27 protein-coding genes are annotated in these 26,549 nt (G+C 61.7%); 25 read left to right on the top strand and 2 right to left on the bottom strand.

Annotation, left to right across the window (positions count from 1 at the left end; genetic code table 11):
• Nucleotides 1-6: 6 nt before the first annotated feature.
• From prmC to HMPREF2635_RS02380, 19 genes are all read left to right on the top strand, one after another.
• Nucleotides 7-927: a peptide chain release factor N(5)-glutamine methyltransferase gene (gene prmC / locus HMPREF2635_RS02295; protein ID WP_070821218.1), complete on the top strand. Its 921-nt coding sequence runs from the start codon at nucleotides 7-9 to the stop codon at nucleotides 925-927.
• Between the two features lie 54 nt (nucleotides 928-981).
• On the top strand, nucleotides 982-1,659 hold the full coding sequence (locus HMPREF2635_RS02300; protein WP_070515577.1) for an L-threonylcarbamoyladenylate synthase: 678 nt from the start codon (nucleotides 982-984) through the stop codon (nucleotides 1,657-1,659).
• A gap of 10 nt (nucleotides 1,660-1,669) precedes the next feature.
• Nucleotides 1,670-2,845 carry an MraY family glycosyltransferase gene (locus HMPREF2635_RS02305; RefSeq protein ID WP_070821219.1) on the top strand — a complete coding sequence of 392 codons (1,176 nt, stop codon included), beginning with the start codon at nucleotides 1,670-1,672 and terminating at the stop codon, nucleotides 2,843-2,845.
• A gap of 16 nt (nucleotides 2,846-2,861) precedes the next feature.
• Nucleotides 2,862-3,296: a Cg1360 family ATP-synthase-associated protein gene (locus HMPREF2635_RS02310; protein ID WP_049155069.1), complete on the top strand. Its 435-nt coding sequence runs from the start codon at nucleotides 2,862-2,864 to the stop codon at nucleotides 3,294-3,296.
• A 447-nt stretch (nucleotides 3,297-3,743) separates the two neighbouring features.
• Complete coding sequence (gene atpB, locus HMPREF2635_RS02315) at nucleotides 3,744-4,556, top strand: F0F1 ATP synthase subunit A (RefSeq protein WP_049155068.1); 813 nt, start codon at nucleotides 3,744-3,746, stop codon at nucleotides 4,554-4,556.
• A gap of 98 nt (nucleotides 4,557-4,654) precedes the next feature.
• Nucleotides 4,655-4,897, top strand: a complete 243-nt coding sequence (locus HMPREF2635_RS02320; protein ID WP_010187073.1) for an ATP synthase F0 subunit C — start codon at nucleotides 4,655-4,657, stop codon at nucleotides 4,895-4,897.
• A gap of 45 nt (nucleotides 4,898-4,942) precedes the next feature.
• Nucleotides 4,943-5,515, top strand: a complete 573-nt coding sequence (locus HMPREF2635_RS02325) for a F0F1 ATP synthase subunit B (protein WP_070821220.1) — start codon at nucleotides 4,943-4,945, stop codon at nucleotides 5,513-5,515.
• A gap of 6 nt (nucleotides 5,516-5,521) precedes the next feature.
• Nucleotides 5,522-6,337: a F0F1 ATP synthase subunit delta gene (locus HMPREF2635_RS02330; protein ID WP_010187070.1), complete on the top strand. Its 816-nt coding sequence runs from the start codon at nucleotides 5,522-5,524 to the stop codon at nucleotides 6,335-6,337.
• Nucleotides 6,338-6,397: 60 nt separating this feature from the next.
• Complete coding sequence (atpA, locus tag HMPREF2635_RS02335; protein WP_010187069.1) at nucleotides 6,398-8,038, top strand: F0F1 ATP synthase subunit alpha; 1,641 nt, start codon at nucleotides 6,398-6,400, stop codon at nucleotides 8,036-8,038.
• A 56-nt stretch (nucleotides 8,039-8,094) separates the two neighbouring features.
• The gene (locus tag HMPREF2635_RS02340) at nucleotides 8,095-9,078 is read left to right on the top strand and encodes a F0F1 ATP synthase subunit gamma (RefSeq protein ID WP_070511577.1); all 984 of its coding nucleotides are present in this window, start codon (nucleotides 8,095-8,097) and stop codon (nucleotides 9,076-9,078) included.
• A gap of 3 nt (nucleotides 9,079-9,081) precedes the next feature.
• On the top strand, nucleotides 9,082-10,530 hold the full coding sequence (gene atpD / locus HMPREF2635_RS02345; RefSeq protein WP_010187062.1) for a F0F1 ATP synthase subunit beta: 1,449 nt from the start codon (nucleotides 9,082-9,084) through the stop codon (nucleotides 10,528-10,530).
• A gap of 10 nt (nucleotides 10,531-10,540) precedes the next feature.
• Entirely contained in the window at nucleotides 10,541-10,909 is a 369-nt protein-coding gene (locus tag HMPREF2635_RS02350) for a F0F1 ATP synthase subunit epsilon (RefSeq protein ID WP_049155064.1), read from the top strand.
• Between the two features lie 174 nt (nucleotides 10,910-11,083).
• On the top strand, nucleotides 11,084-11,569 hold the full coding sequence (locus HMPREF2635_RS02355; RefSeq protein WP_070511579.1) for a DUF2550 domain-containing protein: 486 nt from the start codon (nucleotides 11,084-11,086) through the stop codon (nucleotides 11,567-11,569).
• A 23-nt stretch (nucleotides 11,570-11,592) separates the two neighbouring features.
• Nucleotides 11,593-12,285, top strand: a complete 693-nt coding sequence (gene nucS, locus HMPREF2635_RS02360) for an endonuclease NucS (protein WP_049155061.1) — start codon at nucleotides 11,593-11,595, stop codon at nucleotides 12,283-12,285.
• A complete protein-coding gene (locus HMPREF2635_RS13610) occupies nucleotides 12,285-12,569 on the top strand; it encodes a hypothetical protein (protein WP_083306479.1) in 285 nt (94 codons plus the stop codon). Before nucS ends, HMPREF2635_RS13610 begins: the two co-directional genes overlap by 1 nt.
• 10 nt (nucleotides 12,570-12,579) lie before the next feature.
• Nucleotides 12,580-12,888, top strand: a complete 309-nt coding sequence (locus HMPREF2635_RS02365; protein ID WP_049155059.1) for a thiamine-binding protein — start codon at nucleotides 12,580-12,582, stop codon at nucleotides 12,886-12,888.
• Complete coding sequence (locus HMPREF2635_RS02370; RefSeq protein WP_070821221.1) at nucleotides 12,885-13,820, top strand: tetratricopeptide repeat protein; 936 nt, start codon at nucleotides 12,885-12,887, stop codon at nucleotides 13,818-13,820. Before HMPREF2635_RS02365 ends, HMPREF2635_RS02370 begins: the two co-directional genes overlap by 4 nt.
• 203 nt (nucleotides 13,821-14,023) lie before the next feature.
• On the top strand, nucleotides 14,024-15,601 hold the full coding sequence (locus HMPREF2635_RS02375) for a peptide ABC transporter substrate-binding protein (protein WP_070511583.1): 1,578 nt from the start codon (nucleotides 14,024-14,026) through the stop codon (nucleotides 15,599-15,601).
• Between the two features lie 47 nt (nucleotides 15,602-15,648).
• Complete coding sequence (locus tag HMPREF2635_RS02380; protein WP_070515586.1) at nucleotides 15,649-16,047, top strand: arsenate reductase/protein-tyrosine-phosphatase family protein; 399 nt, start codon at nucleotides 15,649-15,651, stop codon at nucleotides 16,045-16,047.
• A 91-nt stretch (nucleotides 16,048-16,138) separates the two neighbouring features.
• On the opposite strand, the gene glgB is transcribed toward HMPREF2635_RS02380, so the two are convergent.
• On the bottom strand, nucleotides 16,139-18,259 hold the full coding sequence (gene glgB / locus HMPREF2635_RS02385) for a 1,4-alpha-glucan branching protein GlgB (RefSeq protein ID WP_070821222.1): 2,121 nt from the start codon (nucleotides 18,257-18,259) through the stop codon (nucleotides 16,139-16,141).
• A gap of 106 nt (nucleotides 18,260-18,365) precedes the next feature.
• Nucleotides 18,366-20,372 carry a maltotransferase domain-containing protein gene (locus HMPREF2635_RS02390; protein WP_070821228.1) on the bottom strand — a complete coding sequence of 669 codons (2,007 nt, stop codon included), beginning with the start codon at nucleotides 20,370-20,372 and terminating at the stop codon, nucleotides 18,366-18,368.
• A gap of 57 nt (nucleotides 20,373-20,429) precedes the next feature.
• Here HMPREF2635_RS02390 and HMPREF2635_RS02395 point away from each other — a divergent pair, with 57 nt between their 5' ends.
• From HMPREF2635_RS02395 to HMPREF2635_RS02420, 6 genes are all read left to right on the top strand, one after another.
• The gene (locus HMPREF2635_RS02395) at nucleotides 20,430-21,278 is read left to right on the top strand and encodes an ABC transporter ATP-binding protein (protein WP_046648947.1); all 849 of its coding nucleotides are present in this window, start codon (nucleotides 20,430-20,432) and stop codon (nucleotides 21,276-21,278) included.
• Between the two features lie 96 nt (nucleotides 21,279-21,374).
• Nucleotides 21,375-22,202 (top strand): NUDIX hydrolase, encoded by an 828-nt coding sequence (locus HMPREF2635_RS02400; RefSeq protein WP_049154926.1) that lies wholly within the window; start codon nucleotides 21,375-21,377, stop codon nucleotides 22,200-22,202.
• Between the two features lie 21 nt (nucleotides 22,203-22,223).
• The gene (locus HMPREF2635_RS02405; RefSeq protein ID WP_070821223.1) at nucleotides 22,224-23,372 is read left to right on the top strand and encodes a THUMP-like domain-containing protein; all 1,149 of its coding nucleotides are present in this window, start codon (nucleotides 22,224-22,226) and stop codon (nucleotides 23,370-23,372) included.
• Nucleotides 23,373-23,406: 34 nt separating this feature from the next.
• Nucleotides 23,407-24,207: an electron transfer flavoprotein subunit beta/FixA family protein gene (locus tag HMPREF2635_RS02410; protein ID WP_070821224.1), complete on the top strand. Its 801-nt coding sequence runs from the start codon at nucleotides 23,407-23,409 to the stop codon at nucleotides 24,205-24,207.
• A gap of 12 nt (nucleotides 24,208-24,219) precedes the next feature.
• A complete protein-coding gene (locus HMPREF2635_RS02415; protein WP_070821225.1) occupies nucleotides 24,220-25,179 on the top strand; it encodes an electron transfer flavoprotein subunit alpha/FixB family protein in 960 nt (319 codons plus the stop codon).
• Nucleotides 25,179-26,315 carry a cysteine desulfurase family protein gene (locus HMPREF2635_RS02420; protein ID WP_070821226.1) on the top strand — a complete coding sequence of 379 codons (1,137 nt, stop codon included), beginning with the start codon at nucleotides 25,179-25,181 and terminating at the stop codon, nucleotides 26,313-26,315. The genes HMPREF2635_RS02415 and HMPREF2635_RS02420 overlap by 1 nt, the downstream gene beginning before the upstream one ends.
• The last annotated feature ends 234 nt before the right edge of the window (nucleotides 26,316-26,549 follow it).

Here is a 26,549-nt window from a genome sequence, read left to right on the forward strand (position 1 = left end):
AGTTCGGTGACTTTTCACACCTATCGGGAGGCGCTTCGTGATGCCACGGAGCGCCTTCGCGCTGCCGGGGTACCTTCACCCGAGTGGGACGCGCGCCTGCTGGCTGCCCACCTCATCCACTGCGGCCACATGGACATCCCGCTTAACGAGGCTCCGATGCCCGGCTTTGACGTGGCATATGGGGCGTTGGTGGGGCGTCGTGAAGCGCGCGAGCCCCTCCAGCACATCCTGGGCGTGGCGTGGTTCGGCGCCCTCGAACTCGAGGTGGGCCCCGGCGTGTTCATCCCGCGCCCGGAGACGGAGGTGCTCGCCGACTGGGGAGTTAAGTTTCTGACGAAACTTAACTCGGGGAAGATGACGATATTTAACTCGTACGGGACAAAGGAATTTAACTCGCAGCCGCCCCGCGTCGTGGATCTGTGCGCCGGATCCGGGGCGCTGGCGCTGTACGTCGCCCACTATGTGCCGCAGGCCCAGGTGTGGGCAGTGGAGCTTGCCGACGCCGCCCTGGCCTACACCCGGCGCAATGCCGCAACCGCTGCGCGCGGCCGGGCGGGTTCTGTGAACGTGGTGCAGGGCGACGTCACCGACGCCCAGCTCTTGTCGGAGCTGCACGACACCGTTGACCTCGTGCTCACCAACCCACCCTACGTTCCGGAGACCCCGGACCTGGACCCAGAGGTCTACCAGGATCCGCACGATGCGGTGTTTGGGGGAGCAGACGGCATGGAGACCATCAACGCGATGATTCCGACCATCGCCGCGCTGCTGCGCCCCGGCGGGCGTGTGGGCATTGAGCACGACGACGAGACCTCCCAACAAGTGCAGGAAGCCCTGCGCGCGCACGGCGGCTTCAGCGATATCGAGGTGCTCAAAGACCTCACTGGCACCGCACGATTTGTCACAGCGAAGCGGGGAGTACAGTAGATTGGTCGAAGATTGGTCGACAAGCCGACAAGAACGGGATTAAAGGAGAGACCAATGCAGGGACAGATTTATAACTGTGCGGACGCTGCTGAGCGCGAGGAAGGCATGGCACTTGCCGTCAAAGCAGCCAAGTCAGGCCGACTCGTCGTGATGCCCACCGACACGCTCTACGGGCTGGGCTGCGATGCTTTCGATAACGATGCCGTGGCCAGCCTTTTGGCCACCAAACACCGCGGCCCGGACATGCCGGTGCCGGTGCTCGTCGGCTCCTGGGACACCGTCAAGGGGCTTGTCGCTTCGTTGGATGACACCGCGCAGACCCTCATCGAGGCCTTCTGGCCGGGTGGGCTGTCCATCGTGGTGCCGCAAGCGCCTTCGCTGCCTTGGAACTTGGGCGATACCCGTGGCACGGTGATGTTGCGTATGCCCCTGCACCCCATTGCTATTGAGCTCCTCCGCGAGGTCGGCCCCATGGCGGTCTCCTCCGCGAATATTTCTGGGCAAACCCCGCCGACCACCGCGATTGCCGCCAAGCAGCAGCTGGGCAAGGCCGTCACGGTCTATCTGGATGGGGGAGAGGCCGAGGTGGGCAAGCCCTCCACCATTATCGATCTGTCCGGTCCGCGCCCCTACCTCTTGCGCGAAGGCGCGCTGAGCGCCGAGCAGATCGGCGAGGTCATCGGAGTGTCTGCAGAGTCCTTGCGCACCCGGCCGGGTAGCCAATCCTCTTAAGGAGACATCAGTGGCTGGAACCGGAGTGCCGCTGCGCGAACTGGCGTTGATCATTTTCGTCGCGGCGGCGTTTACCTACATCACCACCGGACTGGTGCGCAGCGTCCTGGTGCGCAGCGGACAGGTGGCGGAGATTCGTCTGCGTGATAGTCACTCGCAACCCACCCCGCAGTTGGGTGGCGTTGCCATGTTCACGGGGTTTGCGGCTGCTGTCTATCTCGCGGGCCAGCTTCCAGCCTTGACTCGCGGGTTTATGCCGGTCACGCCGGAGATGAACGCTGTGCTGTGGTCAGCCGCGGCCATCGTACTCGTCGGCGTGGTGGATGACCTGGTGGAGCTGAGCGCTCTGGTCAAACTCATCGGGCAATTGGTGGCCGCGGCCATCATGAGCGGTCTCGGTCTGACGTGGACTCTTCTCTTCTTGCCCTTTGGTGATGGAACCACGGTCATCCTCGACCAGGTCCAGGGGACACTCTTGACTACGTTCTTTACAGTCCTGCTCATCAACGCCATCAACTTTGTGGACGGACTCGATGGGCTGGCTGCCGGGCTGGGCATGATTGCGGGTGGTGCCATCCTGCTTTTCTCGCTGACCGTGCTGCACGACCAGGGCGGGGCGGTCTCAGCCTATCCGCCGGCGATCATCGCGGCGGCGCTCGTGGGCGTGTGCGCCGGGTTCCTTCCACATAACTTCGAGCCCTCCCGCATCTTCATGGGGGATAGCGGAGCGATGCTGATCGGTTTGTTGCTTGCCGCGGCGTCGACCTCCGCGTCGGGCAAGATCAACATGTCGCTGTATGGCACCGTAGACATCGTGGCGCTGATGTCGCCCGTCATCGTCGTTGTTGCTGCGGTCTTTATTCCAGTCCTCGACCTTGTCTGGGCCGTGATCCGGCGCGTGTCCCAGGGGCGCTCACCCTTTGCTGCGGACAAGGCCCACATCCACCACCGGCTGCTCTCGCTGGGGCATACCCACCGCCGCACCGTGTTGGTGCTGTACCTGTGGGTCTCTGCGGTGGCCTTCGGGGCGGTCTCTTTTTCCATCGTCCCCGCGCCCGTGGCCGTCGTACTAGCGCTTGTTGCGCTCGTCGTTGCCTTTGGCGTGACCCTGATTCCGCTGCGCCAGGGCAAGCTTGGGCGCCAGTCGCGTCCCACCAGCGTGGTGCTGGAAACGGATCCCTCCTGAGGTAGGGTATGGGGCTGTGACTGATTCAACGACCTCCGAAGAGCTTTCGCCGTACGACGATCATCGGCGTCCCCTCAAGCGTGCGCTCCGCCTTGGGGCCATCGGCCTTGTCGTCGTGACCATCGCGTCCCTGGCTATCTGGGGCGGTGTCCGTGGGTTGCCCGGAATCTGGGGTGTCCTCGTTGGCGCGGCCATTGGTGGCGGCTTCGTGCTCTTTACCGCGGCCTCAGTTCTTCTTACTGCGCGCACCACGCCGTCGACCACGATGGCGGTGGTGCTCGGCGGCTGGCTGCTCAAGGTGGTCATCCTCATTATGGTGCTGTTGCTGATTAAGGATCTTGAGTTCTACGACACGATGGCGCTTTTCGTCACCGTGCTGCTAGCGTTGGCTGTGACGCTCGGCACTGAGGTCTGGGGTGTGATTACATCCAACGTGACCTACGTGTCCTAGCCAGTCTCGACCTTTTAGAGTGAGCCACTGCTTCCGGTGACCCCGGGAGGGTGGCTTTTTGTGTAGTTAAGTGGTCACGGCGACAGCCCCCGTTACCCCCGTCAAGGTGGGAAAACACGGGTGTGTGACCAAATACACTTGGCAGGGTTTCGGCAGAATGTGGGCGTTTTATAGGGCCCACTGGCACTAGGCTGTGCCTTTAGGGCCGCAACGGGGCCCCCACGTGCGAAAACTTGAGGGCGAACTGATAGCATTCTCTTCGGGTTACCGCGGGTTAGCGTCATGCTATCCCGAAAAAGTACGGTTTATCCTTGCCCTGTTTACGCTGATGTGCGACGGAGTCCGTAGACAGGGCAAAGAGCTTGAGACGTCCATCGCACCACATAGCCTTCGACAAGCTGTGTGGCCCGAACACGGGAGAGAACGCTGAGCGTTACGACATTGGCCATGAAGGGTGAGTTTCACGCACCCGAACTGGATCCAGAATTTTTCCCGGGGCACGTAACCGATGATGGTGAAGTCGTCGATCTTCTTTTCGCCGATTTCGCCAACGGTTGGTTCGCTTTGGATCGCATCATGCTGGTTCGTCTGTTCATGGCGGCCATCCTGGTGCTCCTTTTTGTTGTCGCCTTCAGGAACCCGAAGCTGGTTCCTAAAGGATTGCAAAACGTAGCGGAGCATGCGATTGACTTCGTACGAATTCACATCGCAGAAGACATCTTGGGCCGCAAGGAAGGACGTCGATTCCTTCCGATCCTGGCCACGATCTTCTTCGGTGTTTTGTTCTGGAACGTAGCAACTATTGTTCCAGCTCTAAACATCTCTCCGAACGCTCGTATTGGTATGCCAATCGTGCTGGCTGTCGTCGCGTACATCGCCATGATTTACGCCGGCGCCAAGCGCTTTGGCTTCGGCAAGTTCATCAAGTCCTCGGTGGTTATTCCTAACCTGCCGCCGTTGCTGCACGTGCTTGTCGTGCCGATTGAGGCTTTCTCTACGTTTGTCATGCGCCCAGTCACGCTGGCTCTTCGTCTGATGGCGAACTTCCTGGCTGGCCACCTCATTTTGGTCCTGTTGTACTCGGCAACGAACTTCTTCTTCTTCCAGTTCAACGGTTGGACTGCACTGAGTGGCCTCACTCTGGTCGCAGCGGTTCTGTTCACGCTGTACGAAATTATCGTCATCTTCCTGCAGGCATACATTTTCGCCCTGCTGACGGCGGTATACATCGAACTGTCGCTGCATGCAGATTCGCACTAACAACAACGCGAACCTCGCGGTTAACTAAATACCCCAAAACCACCACATCCCCCGCGGAAGAATCCGTGGGAAAACTTTGAAAGGGAACGACTTTCATCATGAACGAAATCATTCTTGCTCAGGCTGCTGACGAGTCCACCCTCAAGGGCCTCGGCGCCATCGGCTACGGCATCGCAACCATCGGCCCGGGTCTGGGCATCGGTATCCTCGTCGGCAAGACCGTCGAGGGCATGGCACGTCAGCCGGAGATGGCTGGCCAGCTGCGTACCACCATGTTCCTGGGTATCGCCTTCGTTGAGGCCCTCGCCCTGATTGGCCTCGTTGCAGGCTTCCTGTTCTAAAGAGCGCTTTACACAAAGTAAATCGAACTTTAAGAACGGAGCCCCATGAACAACGTCATTTACTACCTTGCAGCAGAAGGAAGTGAAACCCTGCCCCTCGAGTCGGGCAACTCTATCCTTCTGCCCAAGATGTACGACTTGGTCTGGTCTCTCATTCCGTTCATCATCATCCTGATTGTGTTCTGGAAGCTCGTTCTTCCGGCATACAACAAGATGCTGCAGGAGCGTGAAGACCGGATCGAAGGTGGCCTTAAGCGTGCGGAGGCTCAGCAGGCCGAAGCAAAGGCCGCTCTGGAAAAGTACAATGCTCAGCTCGCTGACGCGCGAGCAGAGGCTGCGGAGATTCGTGAGCAGGCGCGCGAGCGCGGCAAGCTGATCGAGGCAGAGGCTAAGGAAGCTGCAGAAGAAGAGTCTCGTCGCATTCTGACCGCTGGCGAGAAGCAGCTTGAAGCTTCCCGCGCACAGGTCGTGTCTGAGCTGCGTTCCGACATCGGACAGAACTCCATCAACCTGGCAGAGAAGCTGCTCGGCGGCGAACTTTCGGACGCCACCAAGCAGTCCTCCACCATTGATAACTTCCTGTCCGAGCTCGACACTGTGGCACCGGCCGGAAAGTAGGCAACGATGAAGGCAGCTAGCCGCGAAGCACTCGCTACCGTTGAGTCCAAGCTGGATGAGTTCCTCTCCGGTGACCGCTCGGTGGCGACTGCTACCCAGGCAGGCCAGGACCTCTTTGAGGTGGTCCGCGTTCTCGACGGCGACCGCGAGCTGCGCGTCGCGCTGACCGACGACGCCTCCACCTCCGAGGAGCGCAAGTCCCTGGTCCAGACCCTTTTCGGCGGCAAGGTTTCCCCGGTAGCACTGCAGGTGCTCCAGGAGGCAGCCGCCGCACAGTGGTCGACCCCGCGTGATATCGCCCGCGGCCTTATCATCCTTGGCCGTCGCGCACTGCTGCGTGGCGCTGAGTTTGAGGGCAAGCTGGGCCAGGTGGAAGACGAACTCTTCTCCCTGTCGCGCGTGCTTGACCGCGAAGGCGAACTGACCCAGCTGCTTTCAGACCGTACTGCGACGTCCGACCGCAAGGTTGGGCTGCTGGCAAGCGTGCTCTACGGCAAGGTCACGATGGTCACTGAAGCGCTTGCGCTGCAGGCCATTGGCCGCCCGGAGCAGAACCCGATTGATGATCTCGCCGGATTGGCGGACACTGCAGCCAAGCTGCAGGGCCGTACCATCGCGCGCGTGACCTCGGCGGGTGAGCTGAACGATAGCCAGCGGGCAGCACTCGCTGAAAAGCTGGGCAAAATTTATGGTCGTGCGATGTCCATCCACTCTGAGGTTGACACCAGCCTCCTCGGTGGTATGACCATCCGCGTCGGCGACGAAGTCATCGATGGTTCGACGGCAGGCAAGATTGCTCGCCTTCGCGCGCAGATGGCATAAGCCGAAACGACAGAAACGATTAAGTAATTGCTGGAAGATACTACCGAGAGCAGGAAGAACATGGCGGAGCTGACGATCTCCTCCGACGAGATCCGTAGCGCGATTGCGAACTACACCTCGAGCTACTCCGCGGAGGCCTCCCGTGAGGAGGTCGGCGTGGTCATTTCGGCAGCTGACGGTATTGCGCAGGTTTCGGGCCTGCCGTCCGTCATGGCGAATGAGCTGCTCGAGTTCCCCGGCGGCGTAATTGGCGTCGCACAGAACCTTGACACCAACTCCATCGGTGTCGTGGTCTTGGGCAACTTCGAGTCGCTTAAAGAAGGCGACGAGGTCAAGAGGACCGGCGAGGTTCTCTCCATCCCTGTGGGCGAGGAATTCCTCGGCCGCGTTATCAACCCCCTGGGCCAGCCGATTGACGGCATGGGCCCGATCACCGCTGAAGAGGACCGCGTCCTCGAGCTGCAGGCACCGTCCGTGCTGCAGCGTCAGCCGGTGGAAGAGCCGATGCAGACCGGCATCAAGGCTATTGACGCGATGACCCCGATTGGTCGTGGTCAGCGTCAGCTGATCATTGGTGACCGTAAGACGGGTAAGACCGCCGTCTGTATCGACACCATCCTGAACCAGAAGGCTAACTGGGAATCTGGCGACAAGAACAAGCAGGTCCGCTGCATCTACGTCGCCATCGGCCAGAAGGGCTCCACCATTGCTGGTGTGCGCCACACCCTGGAGCAGCACGGCGCTCTGGAGTACACCACCATCGTGGCTGCTCCGGCATCCGACGCCGCCGGCTTCAAGTGGCTGGCACCGTTCTCCGGTGCAGCTCTGGGTCAGCACTGGATGTACCAGGGCAACCACGTCCTGATCATTTACGATGATCTGACCAAGCAGGCTGAGGCCTACCGTGCGATTTCCCTTCTGCTGCGCCGTCCGCCGGGCCGCGAGGCTTACCCGGGCGACGTCTTCTACCTCCACTCCCGTCTGCTGGAGCGTGCTGCAAAGCTCTCTGACGACATGGGTGCAGGTTCCATGACCGCACTGCCGATCATTGAGACCAAGGCGAACGACGTCTCCGCCTTCATTCCGACCAACGTTATTTCTATTACCGACGGCCAGGTCTTCCTGGAGTCCGACCTGTTCAACCAGGGCGTCCGTCCGGCAATTAACGTCGGTGTGTCCGTCTCCCGTGTTGGTGGTGCCGCACAGACCAAGGGTATGAAGAAGGTTGCCGGTAACCTCCGTCTCGAGCTGGCTGCCTACCGTGACCTGCAGGCCTTCGCGGCCTTCGCATCCGACCTGGATCCGGCTTCCAAGGCTCAGCTGGAGCGCGGTGAGCGCCTCGTCGAGCTGCTCAAGCAGTCCGAGTCCTCCCCGCAGCCTGTCGAGTACCAGATGGTGTCCATCTTCCTCGCAGACCAGGGCATCTTCGACGTCGTTCCCGTCGAGGACGTACGCCGCTTCGAGAAGGAGCTGCACGACCACCTCAACTCTGCAACCCCGCAGGTGTTCGAGCAGATCCAGGGCGGTACCGCTCTGACCGACGAGTCCAAGGATGCACTTGTTGCAGCAGCAAAGGACTTCACTCCGTCCTTCCGCACGACCGAGGGCAACAACCTTGGTACCGAGGCGCCGGTTGACCCACTCGCCGCGGATGATGTGAATAAGACCGAGCTCAACGTCTCCCGCAAGACGGCCAAATAGAGTTTCGCACGCTCTAAGAATTAACCGTCTAGAAAAAGAAGGGAGGAGCGAACACCATGGCTAATCTTCGTGAACTGCGTGACCGTATCCGGTCCGTCAATTCCACCAAGAAGATCACCAAGGCACAGGAGCTCATTGCTACCTCGCGCATTACCAAGGCTCAGGCCAGGGTAGAAGCGGCGCAGCCTTATGCACGTGAACTGTCCAACGTGCTTAACAAGCTGGCGGCGCACACGTCCTTGGATCACCCGATGCTCCGGGAACGCGAAGATGCGAAGGTTGCCGCTATTCTCGTGGTCTCTTCGGACCGCGGTATGTGCGGTGGCTACAACAACAACATCTTCAAGAAGGCGGCCGAGCTGGAAGCCCTGCTCAAGAGCGAGGGTTTCGAGACCGTCCGCTACGTGACCGGCAACAAGGGCGTTGGCTTCTACAAGTTCCGTGAGGACGAGGTCGCAGGCAGCTGGACTGGATTCTCGCAGGATCCGACCTGGGAAAAGACGCACGATGTGCGCCGCCACATTATCGACGGCTTCGTCGCCGGTTCGAACGGCCAGGCCAAGACCCGCGAGGGCATTAACGTGGAGGGCGAGACCGTTCGCGGTTTCGACCAGGTACACGTCGTGTACACCGAGTTCGAGTCCATGCTGACCCAGACCGCGCGTGTGCAGCAGCTGCTGCCGGTGGTACCGGTTATCGAGGAAGAGGACTACAACCTGGGTGAGTCCGCGCTTTCCGACGCCGAGCCGAACAATCAGATCACCCCTGATTACGACTTCGAGCCGGATGCGGACACCCTGATGGAAGCGCTGCTTCCGCAGTACGTGTCTCGCCTCCTATTTGCGATGTTCTTGGAGTCCTCGGCCTCCGAGTCCGCCGCACGCCGTACCGCAATGAAGTCTGCAACCGACAACGCTACCGAGCTGGTCAAGGACCTCTCGCGCGTGGCCAACCAGGCCCGTCAGGCGCAGATTACCCAAGAAATCACAGAGATCGTCGGTGGCGCTGGGGCGCTCGCCGAAAGCGCAGAAAGTGACTAGATTATGACTACAGCTCTGCAAGAGCAGAACACACAGTCGTCGGCTACCGCCGGCCGTGTGGTGCGTGTCATCGGTCCGGTCGTCGACGTGGAGTTTCCGCGTGGCGGGCTGCCGGCACTGTACAACGCACTGACCGTCGAGGTGACCCTCGAGGCTGTTGCAAAGACCGTCACCCTTGAGGTCGCTCAGCACCTCGGTGACAACCTCGTCCGTGCCGTGTCCATGGCTCCGACCGACGGCCTCGTCCGCGGTGCCGCCGTGACCGACACCGGCAAGCCGATTTCCGTCCCGGTGGGCGATGTGGTCAAGGGCCACGTCTTCAACGCCCTCGGTGACTGCCTTGACCAGCCGGGTCTGGGCCGCGATGGCGAGCAGTGGGGCATCCACCGCGAGCCGCCGGCTTTCGACCAGCTCGAGGGTAAGACCGAGATTCTGGAGACCGGTATTAAGGTCATCGACCTGCTGACCCCGTACGTGAAGGGCGGCAAGATCGGCCTGTTCGGTGGTGCAGGTGTGGGTAAGACCGTTCTTATCCAGGAGATGATTACTCGTATCGCACGCGAGTTCTCCGGTACCTCCGTCTTCGCCGGCGTCGGCGAGCGCACCCGTGAGGGCACCGACCTCTTCCTCGAGATGGAAGAGATGGGCGTTCTCCAGGACACCGCACTTGTCTTCGGCCAGATGGATGAGCCGCCAGGAGTCCGTATGCGCGTGGCTCTGTCCGGCCTGACCATGGCGGAGTACTTCCGCGATGTGCAGAACCAGGACGTGCTGCTGTTCATCGACAACATCTTCCGTTTCACCCAGGCCGGTTCTGAGGTGTCGACCCTGCTGGGCCGCATGCCTTCCGCCGTGGGTTACCAGCCGACTCTGGCTGATGAGATGGGTGTGCTGCAGGAGCGTATTACCTCCACCAAGGGTAAGTCCATTACCTCCCTGCAGGCCGTCTACGTGCCGGCCGATGACTACACCGACCCGGCTCCGGCGACCACCTTCGCCCACCTCGATGCCACCACCGAGTTGGACCGTGGTATTGCTTCGAAGGGTATTTACCCGGCAGTGAACCCGCTGACCTCTACCTCTCGTATTCTGGAGCCGTCCATCGTGGGCGAGCGCCACTACGAGGTTGCACAGCGCGTCATCGGTATTCTGCAGAAGAACAAGGAGCTTCAGGACATCATCGCCATCCTTGGTATGGATGAGCTATCTGAGGAAGACAAGATTACCGTTCAGCGTGCTCGCCGTATCGAGCGCTTCCTGGGCCAGAACTTCTTCGTCGCAGAGAAGTTCACCGGCCTGCCGGGCTCCTACGTGCCGCTGGCCGATACCATCGATGCTTTCGAGCGCATCTGCAACGGCGAATTCGACCACTACCCGGAGCAGGCCTTCAACGGCCTGGGTGGCTTGGACGACGTCGAGGCTGCGTACAAGAAGCTGACTGAGAAGAAGTAGGGAGAGGCACATGGCTGACATCACCGCCGAATTGGTTTCCGTCGAGCGCCTGCTGTGGACCGGCAAGGCCACCATGGTGACGGCTGAGACCACCGAGGGTGAGATCGGCGTGCTTCCTGGTCATGAGCCCATGGTCGGTCAGTTGATCGACAATGGTGTTGTGACCATCCACCCAGTCGACGGCGACCGTCGCGTCGCCGCTGTCCAGGGTGGCTTCCTCTCCGTGTCCGAGAACAAGATCACCGTCCTCGCCGATTGGGCCATCTGGGCCCGCGAGGTCGATGAAGCCCAGGCACAGGAAGACCTGAAGTCTGAGCGTGAGTTGACAAGGTCTCGCGGCGAAGCTGCACTGCGCGCCGTACGCCGCTTCAACAGCTAACGGATGAGCGGAGAGGGAACCGACGGGCAGCAATGACCGCCCTTCCCACTTTCACTTAGGAACCCCACAACCTCGCTAAGAGGGGGTGGGGTTCCTTCGTCTTCTCCGCCCCCAAGACGAGTAACTCTGAGCAATGACTAGCGTTGTCTACTCCAACGGCGGTACAATCAACCCATGAATTCTCAGGTGCTTCAGGGGCTAACAATTCTTTTAGGTCTGTGTGCACTGGTCCTTCTGGTTTTCCTCATCCTGGCGGCGGTGCGCTTTTTCACCGTGCGCTCCCGCGGCACGAGCATCCTTTTGCGCCAACTACCGTCGAAGGACTCTCATTCTTGGCGTCACGGTCTCGTGCGCTATGACGGCGAGTATATGAATTACTTTAAGCTTCGCTCCGTCATGCCGCGCGCTAACAAGCGTTTTAATCGCCTCGACATCGAATTGGGTAAGACTCGCCCGATGGACGATGACGAGGCTTCTTTTATGCCCTCGGATCATCAAATTATCCAGATTCGCATCGATGGGCGGGACTACGAGATTGCCTCCGATGCGCAGGGCATTATGGCCCTGAACGCGTGGGTGGAGTCGGCTCCGTCGAAGCGCCAAGAAAAGCTGGACTATCACCAGATGCGCCAACGGGCTACCCGTTTACCTAAGAAGTAGCGCTCAACGATAGGGTAGAGGGCATGCGTCTTGTCATCGCCCAATGCTCCGTAGACTACGTCGGCCGCCTCGACGCCCACCTTCCGATGGCGGATCGGCTCATCCTCATTAAGGCCGATGGTTCGGTGTCCATCCACGCGGATGATCGCGCCTACAAGCCCTTGAACTGGATGACGCCGCCGTGCACCTTTGAGGAGTCAGCGATTGAGGATATCGATGGCGAAGACACCGGGGAAAAGCTGTGGCTGGTGGAGAACCCCAAGGGTGAGCAGCTGCGCATCACCATTGCTGCGATCCACCAGGATATCGACATGGAGCTAGGTGAAGATCCGGGCTTGGTCAAGGACGGTGTGGAGGCCCACCTGCAAGAGCTGCTGGCCGAGCACATCGAAACGTTGGGGGAGAAGTACTCTCTGGTGCGCCGCGAGTACCCCACGGCTATTGGCCCGGTGGACATTATGGCGAAGAACGCTGAGAACGAGTTCGTCGCCGTGGAGGTCAAACGCCGCGGGGGCATCGATGGCGTCGAGCAGCTCACGCGCTACCTCGAACTGCTTAACCGCGATGATTTGCTAGCACCCGTGCATGGTGTCTTCGCCGCGCAGGAAATCAAGCCCCAAGCCAGGACACTGGCGGAGGACCGCGGCATTCGCTGCGTGGTCCTGGACTACCAGGAGCTGCGCGGCATCGAATCCAACGAGCTGCGGTTGTTCTAGTGCCACGCCGCAACCGCAGAATCCGCGAGGAGTCGCGCTCGCTGCCGCGCGATGGCAGCGCCTTCCTGGGCTCGCAGACGGTGGCAGGGCCGACCTGGACCAATGGCGAGCCCTTCGTCATGCGGCACGTCGGAAGTGCCGCCGCCCAGAAGTTTTACGTTTGCCCAGGATGCAACCAGAATATCCCTCCCGGGGTGGCGCACATCGTGGCGTGGCCACGGGATACCGGTGGGCGCGGTGAGGACCGTCGACACTGGCACCGGCACTGCTGGGACCGGCGGTAGGATGGCGGGCATGATTGTTGCCTTTTCCGTAGCGCCCACTGTCGTGGGCGATGAAAGTGCTGAAATGTCCGAGGCCGTGGCCGAAGCAGTGCGTGTTGTCCGTGCTTCGGGCTTGCCCAATGAGACCAACTCCATGTTCACCATCATTGAGGGTGAATGGGACGAGGTCTTCGCGGTCATTAAGGAGGCCACCGATGCCGTACGCGCCGTGTCGCCGCGCACGAGCCTGGTGATTAAGGCCGATATCCGCGAAGGCGTGACCGGGCAAATCACCCAAAAAGTAGATTCCGTTAACCGTTACCTGGAGGAGAATAAGTGACCGGACCGTACGTAGGAGGAGCCCTCGACCTGGGTGCGATCAAGCAGCAGGCGGAGGCACGGGCGCAAGCCCAGACACAGGCTGCAAGCGCCGGAGCCGCTAGCTCCAGCGGAGGGATCGCGCCCTTCTTCGAGGTCACCGAGCAGAACTTCGAGAATGACTTGGTGCGCCGCTCTGCGGAGGTGCCGGTTATCGCCCTGATTGGCTCGCCGCGCTCGCCTGCCTCTGAGCAGCTCAAGAAGGACTTCGAGGAAATGGCGGCCGCCGGTGGGCTGAAGTTCATCGTGGGCTACATTAACGCTGATGTCGTGCCCCAGGTGGCGCAGGTCTTCGGCGTGCAGAATCTGCCGACCACCGTCGCCATTGCCGCCGGCCAGCCTGTGACCAACTTCGAGGGCGGGCAGCCGCGTGAGAACCTCGAGCAGTGGATCGCGGCGATCGTCGACAAGCTCGGCCCCCAGCTCAAGGGCCTACCCGAACAGGGCGAAGCAGGGGAGAACCCCGCAGAGGAAGTTGCTGATCCGCGCCTGAGCCTTGCGGAAGACGCACTCAACCGCGGCGATTTCGATTCCGCCATCGCCACCTACGAGGAGATCTTGGCCGCCGAGCCAGACAACGTGGAAATCAAGCAGGCCCGCGATACCACGCTGTTGCTCAAGCGTTTGGACCCAGCTAATCGCAGCGAGGATCCCGTCGCCGCTGCGGATGCCGCCCCGGAGGATGTGTCCAAGCAGCTCGATGCCGCCGACGCGGAGGTTGTCGCCGGTGCCCCTGACCGCGCCTTCGAGCGCCTCATCGACGCCATGAAGCGCACCGGTGGGGATGAGAAGGAACAGCTCAAGACCCGCCTCTTGGAGCTCTTTGGGCTCTTTGACTCCGGCGATCCGCGCGTGCTGGCCGCGCGCACGAAGCTGGCGAGCGCGTTGTACTAAAGACGGCGTAGTAATAGTGCCCGGCTTGTGCTGGGCCCAGAGTGACCTTCCAAGACTGTCGCGGGTTGAACCCTCAGGATGACTCCGTTGAGTCCTCTCCTGAGGGTCTTTTGCGTTAAATCTATTATGTGAGTTGAAGCATGCTAAATTCCTTCTAGTGTTATCACGCACACTTGTTGTTTAACTCTTTCAGGAGGACTCTCATGCGCAAGCTCCTCGGCGTCGTCGGCGCCGCCTCTCTTGCTTTTACCCTTGCCGCCTGCGGAAGCGACGGCTCCGATAGTGCCGGCGGTGCCAACTATGTTCGCGTTCTGGGCACCGAGCCGCAGCAGGGGCTTATCCCCGCGATGACGAATGAGAACGGTGGCGGACGCATCGTCGACATGCTGTTTTCCGGATTGGTGTACTACGACGCTGACGGCAACGTGCACAACGAGATGGCCGAGTCCATTGACAAGGAAGGGGACAAGACTTACAAGGTCACGCTCAAGCCGGACCTGAAGTTCTCCGATGGCTCCGCCGTAACCGCGGCTACTTTCGTCGATACGTGGAACTACGCTGTAGCCAACGAACAGCTCAATGAGAGCTTCTTCTCCTCCATTAAGGGCTACGGTGAAGGCGTCAAAGAAATGGAGGGCCTCAAGGTCATCGATGAGCGCACCTTCACCATCGAGCTCACCCAACCGGAAAGCGACTTTCCGAGCCGCTTAGGTTACAACGCGTACTTCCCGGTGCCTGCGGCCGCACTGGAGGACCCACAGGCTTTCGGCGAGACCCCGGTGTCCAACGGTCCGTACAAGATCAAGGAATGGAACCACAACCAGAACCTGATCATCGAGCCGAACCCGGAGTATAAGGGCGACCGCGCAGCGCAGAACGACGGCATCGAATTCGCCTTCTACGCCGACTCTAGTGCTGCGTACATGGACCTGCTGGCGAATAACCTCGATGTGCTCGAAGCCATTCCTTCATCCGCTTTCGGCAGCTATGAGCAGGACCTGGCCGGCCGCGAGGAGACCAAGCCGGCTGCCACCTACCTGGAGATGTCCATCCACGTAGAAACGCCTCATTTCAGTGGGGAAGAGGGCACGCTGCGACGCAAGGCAATCTCGATGGCCATCAACCGTGAGGAGATCGCGGAGACCATCTTCCATGGCACCCGCACCCCGGCCCGGGAGTTCACCTCACCGGTGCTGAACGGGTACAACGACAGCCTGCCGGGTTCGGAGAACCTGGACTATAACCCGGAGGAAGCCAAGAAGCTGTGGGCGGAGGCCGACAAGAAGTACGGTGCTTTTGAAGGCACGTTCCCGATCAACTATAACACCGATGGTGACAACAAGGACTGGGCTGATGCGGTGGCTAACAGCATCAGCAACGCGCTGGGAATCCAGGCCGTGGGCAACCCTTACCCGGACTTCAAGTCCTTCCGCGATGCCTACCGCACCGAGCGTATGGACGGCGCCTACCGCACGGCGTGGTTCGCCGACTATCCCTCGATGGGTAACTTCCTTGGGCCAAACTTCACCACGGGCGTAGCTTCGAATGACTCGAAGTACTCCAACCCGGAATTCGATGAACTGATTGTGAAGGCCAACGGCGCCGCGAACGAGGAGGAAGCCGCGAAGCTCTACAACCAGGCACAGGAGCTGCTGCTGCGTGACCTTCCCTCCATCCCGCTGTTCTACCCGAACGTGGTCGGCGGGTGGTCGGAGAACGTCCAGGACGTGACATTCAACTGGAAGTCCCTGCCGGTGTACTACGCGGTGAAGAAGAACTAGGGATCTGGTCCTACAGACACACCGCAATATGACTAAAGTGCGGAGGCATGACCTCCGTACTTTTTCTTTGCAATACCAACCGGGGCAAGTCTCAGATGGCGGCTGCCTTAGCTAGGAAGCATGCGCCCGATTGGGAAGTTCACTCTGCAGGCGTAAAGACCACTGAACAGCACCGTGAGCAGGGGGTGAACGCTGAGGCGCAGGCTTCCCTTGCAAAGGTCGGAGCGGACATGGAAGGTACGCCGACGCTGCTTGATGCCGGCCTCGCGTCTTCGGTGGATCACGTCGTCATCGTCGGTGATGCCGACTATGACGGAGTGGCTGAGCGTTGGGAGATTGAGGACCCGTCCGTGCGTGGCCTAGAGGGAGAAGCGCGTATGGATGCGCTGCGCGATGACATTGATGCTCGCGTAAGAGCTTTCCTTGATGGTCACGCGCAGGACTGAAAACTGAAACTGCCTGAGTTGCCAAAACTAGGGGCTGGAATTCGATCCCAGCGGTGATCTTTGGCAACTCGGGCAGTTGTATTTTGAGAAACTAGCCACGGAAGGCATACCACTGCACCGAGTTGGCCGGCAGGTGCAGCTGTACGTGGTTGCCTTCGGAGCGCACGTGGTGGGCAAGGTCGTTGCCAGCGCCTTGGTAGACGGCGTCGTCTGTGTTGATGAGCAGCTCCCACTCGCCATCGCGCGGCACCCAGAGGTCATAGTTGGGCACCGAGCTGCCGGAGAAGTTGCACACCGCCAGAAGCGCGGAGCCGTCCTTGCCGTAGCGCACGTAGCCGAGCATGTTGTTATTGGCGTCGTCAGCCTTGACCCACTGGAAGCCAGCCTGGGTAAAGTCCTGAGTCCACAGGGCCGGCTGTTGCTTGTACACCGCGTTGAGGTCGCGCACCAGGCGCTTAATGCCGTGGTGCCACTCGTTGCCCCAGCCCTCCAAATTGGACCAGTCCACGGAGTGCCCCTCTGCCCATTCGGTGGTCTGGCCAAACTCCTGGCCCATGAACATTAGCTGCTTGCCCGGGTGGGAGAACATGTAGCCATACAGTGCGCGCAGGCCCGCGGCCTTGTTCCAGTCATCGCCCGGCATGCGCTCCCACAAGGAGCCCTTGCCGTGGACCACTTCGTCGTGGCTAAACGGCAGTACGTAGCGCTCCGAATAGGCGTAGACCATGGAGAAGGTGAGCTCGCCGTGGTGGTAGCGGCGGTGAATCGGCTCGTGCTTGAAGTACTCCAGGGTGTCGTTCATCCAGCCCATGTTCCACTTCAGGCTAAAGCCCAGTCCGCCCTCATGCGTCGGGGCGGTTACGCCTGGCCAGGAGGTGGATTCCTCGGCGATAGTCAGCACGCCCGGGTGGTTACGGTTCAGCGTGGCGTTGGTCTCCTGGAGGAATTGGACTGCCTCAAGGTTCTCGCGCCCGCCGTAGATATTGGGCAGCCATTCCTCGCGGGAGTAGTCCAAGTAGAGCATGGAAGCAACGGCGTCGACACGCAAGCCGTCGACGTGGAACTCCTCAGCCCAGTAGAGGGCGTTAGCCACGAGGAAGTTGCGCACCTCGTTGCGGCCGAAGTCAAAGACGTAGGTGCCCCAATCGGCCTGCTCACCGCGGCGCGGATCCGGGTGCTCGTAGAGTGCCTGCCCGTCGAAGCGGCCCAGCGCCCATTCGTCCTTGGGGAAGTGCGCAGGCACCCAGTCGATGAAGACGCCGATGCCAGCGTTATGCAATTCGTCGATAAGCGCGCGCAGCTCATCCGGGGAGCCCCAGCGCGCGGAGGGAGCGTAGTAGCCGGAGACCTGGTAACCCCAGGAACCGCCAAAGGGGTGTTCGGCCACGGGCAGCAGCTCCACGTGGGTAAAGCCGTGCTCCACCAGGTAAGGGATGAGTTCTTCGCGCAAGCTGTTGTAGTTGGCGCCCACTTTCCAGGAGCCGACGTGGAGCTCATAAACGCTCATCGGGACGTCGAGGTCCCCGGTGCGCTTGCTCATCCACTCCTCGTCGCTCCACTCGAAGCTGGAGCGGGCTACTACGGAGGCGGTCTCCGGCGGGGCGATGGTGCGCTTGGCCAGGGGGTCGGCCTTGTCAATGCGCGGAGAGTTCTTGCCGTGGACCGCAAACTTATAACGCTCGCCTTCGCCCACGCCGGGGATGAAAACCTCCCAAATGCCCGTGGAGCCGAGGCTGCGCATGGGGTATTGGGTGGGGTTCCAGCCGCAGAAGTCACCGACCACGGCCACGCCCTCCGCGTTGGGTGCCCATACGGCAAACGCCGTGCCCTCGACTACTCCCATGTCGGTGGTGTAGGTCTTGAGGTTGGCACCGAGCACTTCCCACAAGCGTTCGTGGCGGCCCTCGCCGATGAGGTGCTGATCCAAGGTGCCCAGGGTGGGCAGGAAGTGATAGCCGTCTGCTACCTCGAAGGCGGGCTGGTCTGGGTACGTGATGCGCAGGCGGTAGTCGGCTTCCTCTGCGAGCGGGGCCTCCCAGATATCATCCCCAACCGCGCGCATCGCGGTGGTGCCGGAAGTGGTGACGAGCTCGACGGCTTCGGCACCGGGGCGGCGGGTACGGACGGTTCCGTCGTGCCAGCCATAAAAATCATGGGGCGCGTGGTGGCGGCAGTGGTTAAGGCGTTCGAGGTCTGAGGCCGGGATGTTCATACAGACCAAATTACCGAACAACACCCGCTCGCGGGGCAGAAAAGAAACCCCGCGCTACCCATGAAGGGGGTACGGGTTCAGCGCGGGGTTTCAGCGGCTTTAAAACTTAAGCGCGGTAGTCCTTCACCCGGCGCCACGCAATGCGTTCCTGCAGCTCATGGTGGGCAGGCGGGAGGATGAAGACGTGGGCGACGTCGCGCAGCGGCTCTAGGCGCACGAAGTTGCGGTCGGACCACTCGTAGGCGGCACCACTGATGGTGTCCTGCACCGTGAAGTGTTCACCCGGGTGGCGGCCCACGGCGGCCAGATCCAAATAGACCGTGGCCTCCTGCGCATTGCGCGGATCGAGGTTGACCACCACGAGCACCACATTGCCGGTAGCGGGATCGGCCTTGGAGTAGGCGATGATGGCCTCGTTATCGGTGTTGTGGAAGCGTAGCGTGCGCAGCTGCTGGAGGGCCGGGTTTTCGCGGCGGATGACGTTGAGTAGGCGAATATAGGATTCCAGGGAATCCCCGGACTTCAGCGCTGCCTGGAAGTCACGCGGGCGCAGCTCGTACTTCTCAGAATCGAGGTACTCCTCGCTGCCGGGCTTGACGGCCTGGTGCTCGTAGAGCTCGAAGCCGGAGTACACGCCCCACAGCGGGGAGAGCGTGGCCGCCAGGGTGGCGCGGATGGCGAACATGGCGCGCCCGCCGGTCTGCAGGGACTCGTGGAGGATATCCGGGGTATTGACAAAGAGGTTGGGCCGGCAGATATCGGCCTGCTCCACGTGCATCTGCGCGAACTCAGTGAGCTCATGCTTGGAGGTCTGCCACGTGAAGTAGGTATAAGACTGCGTAAATCCTGCCTTGGCCAGACCGAACAGACGCGGGGCGCGGGTGAAGGCCTCGGAGAGGAAGATGACCTCCGGGTGGGTGATGTGTACCTTGGAGATCAGCCAGTTCCAGAAATTGGCCGGCTTGGTGTGCGGGTTGTCCACGCGGAAGGTGGTGACACCAGCCTCCACCCAAATCATGACGATGCGGTAGATCTCGGCATAGATGGCATCCGGATCGTTATCAAAGTTCAGCGGATAAATGTCCTGGTACTTCTTCGGCGGGTTCTCGGCGTAGGCGATGGTGCCATCGGCCAACACCGTGAAGAACTCCGGGTTGGTCTTGGCCCACGGGTGGTCCGGGGAGGCCTGCAACGCCAAGTCCAGTGCTACCTCCAGGCCCAAGTCGGCGGCCTTCTTGACCAGCTCCTTAAAGTCCTCCATGGTGCCCAGCTCCGGGTGCGTGGTGGAGTGGTCCTGAATGGCCCACGGCGAGCCCACATCACCAGGCTCAGCCACCACCGAGTTGTTGCGGCCCTTGCGGTGCACTTCGCCAATGGGGTGGATGGGAGGGAAGTAGACGGTGTCGAAACCCATGGCAGCCACGCGCTCCAGTGCCTGCGCTGTGGTCTTAAACGTGCCGTGCACGGGGTTACCCTCGTCATCCCACCCGCCGGTCGAGCGCGGGAAGAGCTCGTACCAGGAGTTGTAGAGGGCATCGCGGCGCTCTACCAGGACCTCGTGGATGTCACCTTCGACCAGCAGGTGGCGCAGCGGGTGGTGGTGGAGGATCTCGGCGACCTCCTCGGAGAGCGCGGTACGCACGCGCTTGTCGACGTCCACCGTGTCATCCTTGAGCTCTTTCGACGCCTGAAAGAGCAGCTCCGCCTTATCGCTCGGGCACTGGATGGCCGCCTCCTCGAAGAGCTCGGCGCCGTGCAACAGATCGTTGCTGAGCTCCTGTGCGGATTGCCCCGCCTCCATCTTCTTGATCACCGCGTTGCGCCACGTGGACATCGGATCCGACCAGGCATCGATGCGGAAGAACCAACGCCCGGGAGTCGCCGGAGTAAACACCCCGTGGACTCGGTCCTGGTCTTCCGGGTCCACGGTCATGGTCACGGCGGAGGTGGACGGGGATTCGGTGTTCCACACCGACAGCGTCGCGGCGACGGCATCGTGGCCCTCGCGCCACACCAGCGCGGTGACAGGAACAACCTCTCCGACTACGGCCTTCGAGGCGGCATTACCGGAGAGGGAGGGGCGGACATCGTCGATACCAAGGCGTTGAGTCATGCCCATAGAATAATGCAGCTGTGTCAGTTTCACCGGGGAAGGAGGATATCGGCCACAATGGTGCGTGTGAACACTCCAGAGCAATTGAGCCAGCAAGACCCTGAACTGATGGAAACCGACGAGGATTGGTTGATTGACTTCCGCGGCGTCGAGCTACGACGCGGCGGGCGCACGCTGGTCGGGCCCGTCGACTGGCAGGTGGAGCTCGATGAGCGTTGGGTCATCATCGGCCCCAATGGCGCGGGCAAGACCTCCCTGGTGCGCATGGCCGCCGCCGAAGAATTCCCGTCCGCTGGCGTGGCTTTCCTCATGGGTGAGCGCCTGGGCAAAACGGATATGCGCGATCTGCGCGCCGCCATTGGCATCTCTTCCGCTGCCGTCCAGCACCGCATCCCGGACAACGAGCGCGTGGATGATCTCGTCGTGTCTGCTGGCTATGCGGTCCTCGGCCGCTGGCGTGAGGACTACCAAGACATGGACTTCTCCCGTGCCGACGAGATCTTGGAACAAGTCGGCGCCGCACACCTTGCAGAGCGGACCTGGGGCACGCTCTCCGAGGGAGAAAAGAAGCGCGTCATCCTCGCCCGCGCGCTCATGGCTAACCCGGAGCTGCTCATCCTGGATGAGCCCTCCGCGGGCATGGACTTGGGCGGCCGTGAGGACCTCGTGGGCTACTTGGGGGACCTAGCACTCGATGCGGATGCCCCGGCGATTGTCATGATTACCCACCACGTGGAGGAAATCCCTTACGGATTTACCCATGCGATGCTCCTGGATGAGGGTAAGGTCGTGGCCAAAGGACTCATTAACTCTGTCCTGACGTCGGAAAACCTTTCCAAGGCCTTCCACCAACCTATCCAGGTGGATCGCATCGGGGAGAGGTACTTCGCCCGACGAGTCCGCTAACCCCTAGTACATATCTCTCAGTACAAAACCTCAGTACACACCCTCGACGTATACCTCTCGAATTCTGCCCCCCAGCCTGCAGACACGGAAAGTTGCATGAGTCAGTCCATCCACGACAGCCTTGACGCCATCGACCCTGGCGAAACAACGGGCTTTAACGGGGCACGTCTGGCCGCTACTGTCCTCTTGTTGCGCGATACGGCCGAGGGGCTGCGCGTGTGGATCCAAGAACGCGTGCGCACCATGCGCAACTACCCCGGCCACGTCGTCTTTCCCGGCGGCGGGGTAGACCCGCGTGACTTCCCGCCCCGAACCTGGGACTCTGGCGAACTGTGGGCAGGCCGCTCAGTGGTGTCCATGGCACGCCGCATGGGCGTAACCAAGTACAAGGCACACGCCCTTGTCTTCGCCGCCGCCCGGGAGCTTTTCGAGGAGGCCGGCACGCTGTTAGCCATCCGCGAGGACGGCTTGGTCTCCGACGCCTCTCGTTACCACCGCGAGCGCGAGCTGCTAGAAACCCACGAGATTTCCTTCACCGAGTTCCTTGAGCACAACGGCATGCGTGTCGACGCCGACATGCTGCTGCCTTGGTCCCGCTGGGCCGGCGAAGATAACAACCACTGGTTCGACACCTTCTTCTTTATCGGTGTACTGCCCGAGGGCCAAGAACCCGATGGGGATACGGGCGAAGCCGATGACGCCGGCTGGTTCGACCCCCAACTGGTCCTCGACGGATGGCGCGCCGGGCTGGTGCGCCTGGCCATCCCGACGTGGGCGCAGCTCAAGCGCCTCACGTCCTATTCCAGCGTTAAAGAGGTTTTAGATGATGCCTCTTTCTCCGACTTACGCCCAATTATCGGCGACCCGCGCGATGACGAGCGCTACCGCGAATACTTCACCACTTTTCCCGTCGACCGAATTTAATCCACCCCTGAAGAAACCTGCATGAGCTACACCCTGGACGAAGTTGCCTTCCTATGCGAGCACGCCGCCGCGATCGACGCCGCCGCAGCAGACCTGGAGGGGACCAAGAAGGCGCACCTGCGGGACGTCGCCAAGCTGCAGGCCCACTTTGGTGACTACGGGCGTGCCGTGGCCGAACTCATCCAAGCCCGCAGCTCCGGAAAGCTGCCGGGGCAGTGGCTCATGGACCACGACTCCGCCCAACAAGCCACTCCACCCGCAGTGGCGGCTTATCGCGCGCAGTTCCTTCAGGAACGCAACGTGGACATGGTCCACGACCTCACGTGTTCTATCGGCACCGAGGGGCAGGCTTATCGTCCCGGTGCTTATGTGGGCAGCGACCTGGACGCCTCACGCGTAGCCATGGCGCAGCACAACATTGAGCATCCCGTCTTTCGCGCTGATGCTCTGACCACCACGACCACCGCCGAAGTCTGCATCGCCGACCCCGCCCGGCGCCAAGGCGGCAACCGCATTACCCGCCTGGACCAACTTCTGCCCCCGCCAGCAGATCTGCTGGCCACCCACAGCGAGATGGCCATCAAATGCGCACCCGGCATCGACCACTCCGAATGGGAAGGCCTAGCCTGCGTAGTCAGCCTTGACGGAGGGGTGAAGGAAACCTGCCTGTACACCCCAGGCCTGGGAACAGGGAAAAGGGCAGTGGTCCTCAGTACCACGCCAGATGGAATCCACACGGACGTCATCGACGACGTCGCAGAGCACGAGCTACCTGAGGCCGGCCCCATCGGCCGCTTCCTCATCGACCCCGACGGCGCCATCGTGCGCGCCGGGCTGGTGCGCCACTACGCCGCGCGGGAAGGCCTGCACCAACTGGACCCGCGCATTGCTTACCTCACCGGTGACCGCCTGCCTCACGGCACGTCCGGATTTGAATTCATCGAGATGGTCCCCATGAAGAAGCTCAAGGCGGCTATGGCGGCTCACGACGTTGGCTCGCTGGAAATCCTGGTACGCGGGCAAGACGTGAACCCGGATCAGCTGCGCAAGAAGCTCAAGTTGAAGGGGTCGACCGCCAAGACGCTCGTGGTCACACGCATTGGAACGAAGGGAGTCGCGGTGTTGTGCGGACCGCGAGTAGTATCGACCGAAGGTAATTACGCACCCTAATAGTTTCAAAATTTACGGAAGGGGAAGTGCCCACATGCCAGTCATTGTGGCTCTGGTCAAGCACGTACCGGATACGTGGTCAACGAAGACCCTGGAGGCGGACCACACGTTGGACCGCACCTCGGTGGATAACGTCATCGATGAGGTCAACGAGTACTCCGTCGAGCAGGCACTGCGCCTGCGCGACGATAACGCCGACGCCGGCTACGAGGTCGTCGCACTCACCATGGGCTCGGCCGCTGCCGATGAGGCCCTGCGCAAGGCCCTGGCCATGGGCGCGGATCACGCCGTGCACGTGACGGATGACGCCCTCGCTGGCGCCGACGCCCTGGCCACCGCCTGGGTTCTTAACGCCGCCATCAACAAGGTGGCCGAGAAGTTCGGCGAGGTCCAGGTCATCACCCTGGGCAATAACTCCTCGGATGCCTCCACCGGCCTTGTTGCTGGCCTCCTGGCCGAGTACCGCCAGCTGCCCGCGCTCACTGAGCTCAAGGCAGCCTCCCTGGCCGGCGCCACCGCCACCGGTACCCGTGAAGATGTCCACGGCCACTGGGAACTCAGCGCCAACCTGCCGGCCATCCTGTCCTTTACGGACAAGGCCGACAAGCCGCGTTTCCCCAACTTCAAGGGCCTGATGGCCGCCAAGAAGGCTGAGGTCACCACGCTCGCCGTGGCCGACCTGGGCATTGATGGCGTGCCGTCCACCACCACGGTTACCGCCTCCGCGCAGCGCCCGGCCCGTACCGCCGGTGAGGTCATCACGGATACTGATCCGGCCGTGGCTGCCGCCAAGGTCGCGGACTTCCTGGCCGCCAAGAATCTCATCGAGGGTTAAAGGAGAAAAATTATGTCTCACGTTTATGTCCTAGTTGAGCACGAAGCAGACCAGCTCAGCCCCGTCACCGGTGAGCTCATCACCGCCGCTCGCGCGCTCGGCACCGTCTCCGCCGTCGTTGTTGCCAAGGATGCCGCCACCGCCGCCTCCTTCGATGCCGAGTTGGGCAACTTCGGTGCCGCCCAGGTGGTCCAGGCCACCGCCGCCGACTATGAGCAGCGCATCGTCACCCCGGAGGTCGACGCCCTCCACGCCCTGGCCGCCAATAACCCGGCGCCCATCGTGCTGGCTGCGACTCCGACTAACAACGAGATCGCCGGCCGCCTCGCCGCCCGCCTGGGCTCGGGCGCCCTGGTCAACGTCGACGGCATCAATGCCGACGGCAGCGCACACCACACCATCTTCGGTGGTTCCTACGAGACTTCCTCCACGGCCACCGGTTCTGTGGTCTACACCCTGCGCCCAGGCTCCGTGGTTGCCGAGCCGCAGCCGGTTACCGCAGCACCTGCGCCCTTCGAGCTGCCTGCCGCCACCGCGAAGGATGTCACCGTCACCTCCTTCACCCCGGCTGAGAAGACCGCCCGTCCGGAGCTGACCTCCGCCAAGGTCGTCGTGGCCGGTGGCCGCGGCGTGGGCGATAAGTTCGCTGATGTGGTGGAGCCGCTTGCCGACGCCCTCGGGGCCGCCGTCGGCGCTACCCGCGACGCCGTGGACGAGGGTTTCTACGACCCCGCCCACCAGATTGGTCAGACCGGCGCGACCGTGTCCCCGAAGCTCTACATCGGCCTGGGTATTTCCGGTGCTATTCAGCACACCTCCGGCATGCAGACCTCGGAGACCATCGTCGTGGTCAATCAGGACCAGGACGAGCCCTTCTTCCAGATCGCCGACCTCGGTGTGGTGGGCGACCTCCACGAGATCGCCCCGGCGCTGGTCTCCGAGCTTGAGTCCCGCAAGGGGGCCGGCAACTAATGCCTCGCTACCTCGATTACGCAGCTACCCAACCCATGCGCCAGTGCGCCATCGACGCATGGGTCGACGCCGCCGGGTCCCTCAACCCCGGCTCGGCCTATGGCTCCGGGCGTAAGGCACGCTCCGTGCTGGACGACGCCCGCGAGACCGTCGCCGAGCTGCTGGGCTGCGAACCCATCGAGGTAGTCTTCACCTCCTCCGGCACGGAGGCGGATAACATTGCCATCCAGGGTCTTTTCCGTGCTGCGCAAAGCGCAGCACCGGAGGCGGAGAAGCGCATCATCTCGACCCCCATCGAGCACCCCGCCGTCCTTGAGACCGTGGAGAAGCTCCGCGCTGAGCATGGCGCCACCGTGGATCTGCTGCCGGTCGATTCCACCGGCCACATCAGCGACTTAAGCGCCCTGGATACCCCGGCCGCGGTTGCCACCTGCATGTGGGCTAACAACGAGACCGGCGCTATACAGCCGGTCGCGGACATCACTCAGCGCGCCGCCGCGCAGAACACCCCAGTGCACATCGATGCCGTGCAGGTCGCCGGCAAGCTACCCATCAACTTCCATGAGCTGGGTGCCACCACACTCGCTGCCAGCGCCCACAAGTTCGGCGGGCCCCGCGGCATTGGCTTGCTGCTCGCACGCCGTACCCCGGCGCCTCAACCCATCGCCTTCGGCGGCGGCCAGGAGCGCGGCATCCGTCCCGGCACCGTCGACGTCGCGAGTGCGAGCGCGCTCGCCGCGGCCCTGCGCGAGTCCGTCGCGGAAATGGAGCAGGAAGACACCCGCCTGACGGCACTCCGCGACAAGCTCAAGGCCGGCATTGAGGACAGCATCGACAACGTCATCATCAACTCCACCGAGCCCACCTTGGCCTCCCACCTGCACGTGTCCTTCCCGGGTACGGATGGTGACAGCCTCATCATGCTTCTCGACGCCGCCGGGATCGAAGCCTCCGCCGGCTCTGCTTGCCACGCGGGCGTTAACCGCATGTCCCACGTGCTCGAAGCCATGGGCGTTGACGAAGAACACGGCCGCGGCAGCCTGCGCTTCAGCCTGGGACGAATGACCACTGAAGAAGACATCGACGTGGTTATCAAGGAACTTCCGGAGATTATCCGCCGCGCTCGGTCGGTGTAGACACAACAGCTCCCGGCCAGTACCGAGGCCCAAAGACAAAGGCGAGCAAACGCGTTTCGCAATCTTTGGTGTTGTGCCACGGAGCCGATAGCCCGTCAGGCACAATGTTGTCATGTCGAAGTTCTCTGAGGTCCTAGAACAGCTGCGTGAAAACCAACCAAAGGCAAAGTATGGCATTGCCTTTGAGAAGCTGATGGTCAACTATTTCAAGACCGACCCGACCTTGAAGAACCA

Source organism: Corynebacterium sp. HMSC035E02 (assembly GCF_001836065.1).
Lineage (GTDB): Bacteria > Actinomycetota > Actinomycetes > Mycobacteriales > Mycobacteriaceae > Corynebacterium > Corynebacterium hiratae.

Bases quoted from the DNA above. Each gene is read 5' to 3' on its own strand.
- HMPREF2635_RS02415 (WP_070821225.1), top strand. From the start codon at position 24,220: ATGTCTCACGTTTATGTCCTAGTTGAGCACGAAGCAGACCAGCTCAGC.
- HMPREF2635_RS02380 (WP_070515586.1), top strand. From the start codon at position 15,649: ATGACCTCCGTACTTTTTCTTTGCAATACCAACCGGGGCAAGTCTCAG.
- HMPREF2635_RS02340 (WP_070511577.1), top strand. From the start codon at position 8,095: ATGGCTAATCTTCGTGAACTGCGTGACCGTATCCGGTCCGTCAATTCC.
- HMPREF2635_RS02355 (WP_070511579.1), top strand. From the start codon at position 11,084: ATGAATTCTCAGGTGCTTCAGGGGCTAACAATTCTTTTAGGTCTGTGT.
- atpA (WP_010187069.1), top strand. From the start codon at position 6,398: ATGGCGGAGCTGACGATCTCCTCCGACGAGATCCGTAGCGCGATTGCG.
- nucS (WP_049155061.1), top strand. From the start codon at position 11,593: ATGCGTCTTGTCATCGCCCAATGCTCCGTAGACTACGTCGGCCGCCTC.
- HMPREF2635_RS02365 (WP_049155059.1), top strand. From the start codon at position 12,580: ATGATTGTTGCCTTTTCCGTAGCGCCCACTGTCGTGGGCGATGAAAGT.
- HMPREF2635_RS02420 (WP_070821226.1), top strand. From the start codon at position 25,179: ATGCCTCGCTACCTCGATTACGCAGCTACCCAACCCATGCGCCAGTGC.
- HMPREF2635_RS02300 (WP_070515577.1), top strand. From the start codon at position 982: ATGCAGGGACAGATTTATAACTGTGCGGACGCTGCTGAGCGCGAGGAA.
- HMPREF2635_RS02330 (WP_010187070.1), top strand. From the start codon at position 5,522: ATGAAGGCAGCTAGCCGCGAAGCACTCGCTACCGTTGAGTCCAAGCTG.
- HMPREF2635_RS02320 (WP_010187073.1), top strand. From the start codon at position 4,655: ATGAACGAAATCATTCTTGCTCAGGCTGCTGACGAGTCCACCCTCAAG.
- HMPREF2635_RS02410 (WP_070821224.1), top strand. From the start codon at position 23,407: ATGCCAGTCATTGTGGCTCTGGTCAAGCACGTACCGGATACGTGGTCA.
- HMPREF2635_RS02325 (WP_070821220.1), top strand. From the start codon at position 4,943: ATGAACAACGTCATTTACTACCTTGCAGCAGAAGGAAGTGAAACCCTG.
- HMPREF2635_RS02350 (WP_049155064.1), top strand. From the start codon at position 10,541: ATGGCTGACATCACCGCCGAATTGGTTTCCGTCGAGCGCCTGCTGTGG.
- HMPREF2635_RS02395 (WP_046648947.1), top strand. From the start codon at position 20,430: ATGGTGCGTGTGAACACTCCAGAGCAATTGAGCCAGCAAGACCCTGAA.
- atpD (WP_010187062.1), top strand. From the start codon at position 9,082: ATGACTACAGCTCTGCAAGAGCAGAACACACAGTCGTCGGCTACCGCC.
- glgB (WP_070821222.1), bottom strand. From the start codon at position 18,259: ATGAACATCCCGGCCTCAGACCTCGAACGCCTTAACCACTGCCGCCAC.
- atpB (WP_049155068.1), top strand. From the start codon at position 3,744: ATGAAGGGTGAGTTTCACGCACCCGAACTGGATCCAGAATTTTTCCCG.
- HMPREF2635_RS02405 (WP_070821223.1), top strand. From the start codon at position 22,224: ATGAGCTACACCCTGGACGAAGTTGCCTTCCTATGCGAGCACGCCGCC.
- HMPREF2635_RS02400 (WP_049154926.1), top strand. From the start codon at position 21,375: ATGAGTCAGTCCATCCACGACAGCCTTGACGCCATCGACCCTGGCGAA.
- HMPREF2635_RS02390 (WP_070821228.1), bottom strand. From the start codon at position 20,372: ATGACTCAACGCCTTGGTATCGACGATGTCCGCCCCTCCCTCTCCGGT.
- HMPREF2635_RS02375 (WP_070511583.1), top strand. From the start codon at position 14,024: ATGCGCAAGCTCCTCGGCGTCGTCGGCGCCGCCTCTCTTGCTTTTACC.